This is a genomic window from Aeromonas sp. QDB68, assembly GCF_027707405.1.
GTDB classification, from domain to species: domain Bacteria; phylum Pseudomonadota; class Gammaproteobacteria; order Enterobacterales; family Aeromonadaceae; genus Aeromonas; species Aeromonas caviae.
In genome coordinates, this window is record NZ_JAPCIQ010000175.1 from 1 (window position 1) to 3199 (window position 3199).

General features: G+C 61.6%; 2 protein-coding genes. Both read right to left on the reverse strand.

Annotated elements, in window-relative coordinates:
• Positions 1–104: 104 nt before the first annotated feature.
• Positions 105–1910 carry an extracellular solute-binding protein gene (locus tag PG892_RS21905; protein ID WP_174219063.1) on the reverse strand — a complete coding sequence of 602 codons (1806 nt, stop codon included), beginning with the start codon at positions 1908–1910 and terminating at the stop codon, positions 105–107.
• 135 nt (positions 1911–2045) lie between these two features.
• Positions 2046–2939 (reverse strand): EamA family transporter, encoded by an 894-nt coding sequence (locus PG892_RS21910; protein WP_010675306.1) that lies wholly within the window; start codon positions 2937–2939, stop codon positions 2046–2048.
• Between the last annotated feature and the right edge of the window lie 260 nt (positions 2940–3199).

The following is a 3199-nucleotide window of genomic DNA, read 5'->3' on the forward strand; positions in this document are numbered from 1 at the left end:
GACGCCGGATAGATTTAAGCAAGCCAACCACAACACCCGAAATCAAGGTTGCAAAAAAGGGGGTGACCATAGATTTTGTTTTAGGGCTGACGGTGCCAGCTGCCCTATTTTTGCTGGTAGGTGGTATCCGTGATGGTCACTGGCGGGAAGGTCTGCCCCCCTTTGATGGCGGCCCGGGTCTGCGCCTTTGCCGCTTCGTCAATCCAGAGCAGGCCGCCAAAGCTGTAACCCGAGTTGGAGCCGTCGAGGGGCCAGTAGAGCAAGTCGCTCTGGGGGGTTGCCGGCACCTTGGGCAGGCGTATCCAGCGCCAGGCGCCGGCCCGGGTATAGGGCACCTGATAGGCGGGGACGAAGCTGGCTAGCTCATAGAGTCGCTCCTGGATCTGGCGGGAGAGGTCGGCCTTCTTGCCGAAATCGAACGCCTTGTCGTATTGCTCCACCAGGGCCGAGATCCTGTCGTCATCGATGTTCATGATGTTGTTGGTCTGGGGCTTGTTGGCATTGACCCTGTGGAAGTGTTCCCAATAGGCGGGATAGCGACCACCGCTCCAGGCCATCCAGGCACTCTGGTGTTTTTTCTCCAGCATGGATTTGAAGCCGGCAGACGCATCCATCAGATTGAGCTCGAGGTTGAGCCCCGCCTTTTTCGCCTCTTCCCGCAGCAGGGTGAGGCGCTGGGCATGTTCCGCCGTGGTGTAGGTGATGCTGAGGGAGAGGGGCTGGTCTTTGTCGTTTCGCAAGATGCCATCCGGTCCGGTCTTGGTAAAGCCCGCCTTGGCAAAGAATTCGCGAGCAAGGGCGGGATCGAAGGGGCGCGCCTTGAGGTCGGTATTGGTGAACTCTCCCTGGCCCGAGCCATAGGTGTTGAGACGCTGGTAGTCCCCCCGCAGCAAAGTCGCGATCATCTTGTCCAGGGCGAGGGCGTGCTGGATGCCGAGTCTGACGTCGAGATTGCTCAGCAAGGGATCTGCGGTGTTGAGATAGAGCCCCATGGGGGGCTGAGGCGTCTGGTTGTAGAACCAGAGCCGCTCGATATAACCCTTCTCGAATTCGGCGGTCTTGCTCTTGTCGTGCCACCAGTTGGGCATCACGAGGGGGAAGGTGTCGAGCTCACCGCGCAGGAAGTGCTGCCAGGCGATGTTCTGATCCCTGAGCACCTTGATCTCGATGCGATCCGGATTGAAGCGGTGCTGGAAGTAGCGCTCGTCGTTCCCCCACCAATCCTTGACCCGGTCGAAGGTAACCGACTTGCCCTTCTTGAGCTCGCCAATCTGGTAGGGGCCTGTGACCGGCAGCACCTTCCAGTTGTACTCCTTGACCCAGTTGGCGGTCAGCTTGATGGCGTGGCTGGGTTCCGGGGTGAAGGGGAGGGCTTCGAGCAGATCTTCCCGGCTCTTCTCGGTGCCGCTGGTGATGGCGAGGGTGTGATCGTCAAACTTGGTCACTTCGCTTATCTGGGTGCTGTAGTAGTTGTTGTACCAGGGGTCGTTGATCTCCTTGCTGCGCATCATCTTGAGGGTGAAGACCCAGTCATCCGCAGTGACGGGCTGGCCGTCCGACCAGCGGGCCTTGGGGTTGATGCGAAAATAGAGCGTCTTGTTATCCGCGCCGAAAGCCCACTGGTTGGCCAGCATGGGGATGGGATTGCGCGTCACGGGATGGGTGCTCAGGAGCGGCAGGTTGGTCTCGCGCACGTAGGCTGCAAAGCCGCCGTTGGAATCCGGCCCGTATTTGCGCAAGGTGAGCGGAAAGCTCGACATGAAATCCCGGAAGGTGCCGCCTCGCTTGGCCTCGGGGTCTGCATAGACGGGGTCGGTGTCGTTGCTCTCCCATTTGAGATCTGCCGGCAGGGTGGCACTCCAGCCGAACGGGCTCCAGCAGAAGGGGAGCAGCATGGCCGTGACCCGCATGATGCCTGGTAAAGAGGGAATGATCGAAAGTGACGGATGACGCATGTCCTTGCTCTCCTGATGATGGCATCCTGCCGAAATAACGGGGTGGGCCCAAGAGGGCCTGACCCATGATGGGAAGTTTCCCGGGCGAGGTCAATCCTCGGTTTGGGTCTTCAAGAAGCGCATCTTGCCCCCCAGCAGATGCACCACGAAGCCGAGCAGCACCAGACCCGAGCCCAGCCATTGCAGGGGAGTGGGGTGTTCATCGAGCAGCAGGGCGGCGGCCACCATGCCGACACAGGGCACCAGCAGGGAGAGGGGGGCAACCTGGGCCACCGGATAGCGCATCAGCAGCCTCCCCCACAGGCCATAACCGAGCCAGGTGGCGATAAACGAGAGATAGAGCACGCACAAGACGCCCTGCCAACGGATGTTGAGCAGGCTGCTTGCGATGAGTTCGGGCCCCTCGAACAGCCAGGAGAGCGCGAAGAAGGGCAGGATGGGCACCAGCCCGCCCCAGGCGACCAGGCTCGGCAGAGAGGTGCGATAGCGCAGACCTATCTGGCGATTGATGACGTTGCCAAGGCCCCAGCAGGCGGCTGCGCACAGCGTCAGCACAAACCCGATGAGGGTGAGGTTGCCCTCGCCATGGGTGGCAATGAGATAAAGACCTGCTCCCGCCAGCGGCAGTGCCACCCAGTGGTGGGGCTGCCAGCGCTCTCCGAGCCAGATCATGGCGAACAGCAGGGTGAAGACCACCTGGGATTGCAGCACCAGGGAGGCCATGCCGGCGGGCATGCCGAATTTCATGGCGCAGAACAGGAAGGCAAACTGGCCCAGGCTGATCGCACCGCCATAGGCCAGCAGCCAGCGCCAGGGCATGGCAGGCCTGGGGACCAGCAGAATGGCCGGGAAGACGACTCCGACGAAACGCAGTGCTCCCAGCAGCAGTGGGGGGATGCCTTCCAGCCCCCACTTGATGGCGACGAAGTTGAGTCCCCAGCAGAGAATGACCAGGGCGGCCAGACACTTGTCCTTGGTTTGCATGCGGCATCCTTGTTTGAGCGGCGCCCGCACGGCAGGGCGCCGAAGGGGTCGAGCATACCTGCTACAGGGTGGGCACCGTCAAGGGCGCAGGTGTCTACCTGCACACCGGGCGAGCGCGGGCGGGCTAAGCTAAAAAGTGAGCGCCCCGATTGACGGGTTGGCGTCGATGGCTAACCGGAGGTATTCCATCTTAAATGCGAAAGGGGACTCCCTCCGACGTAGGTGGGAGGGGAATTTCGCCGGGGCGTCAGCCCCGCTGG

Excerpts from the sequence above, each read along its gene's own strand:
- PG892_RS21905 (WP_174219063.1), bottom strand. The coding sequence starts at position 1,910 with ATGCGGGTCACGGCCATGCTGCTCCCCTTCTGCTGGAGCCCGTTCGGC.
- PG892_RS21910 (WP_010675306.1), bottom strand. The coding sequence starts at position 2,939 with ATGCAAACCAAGGACAAGTGTCTGGCCGCCCTGGTCATTCTCTGCTGG.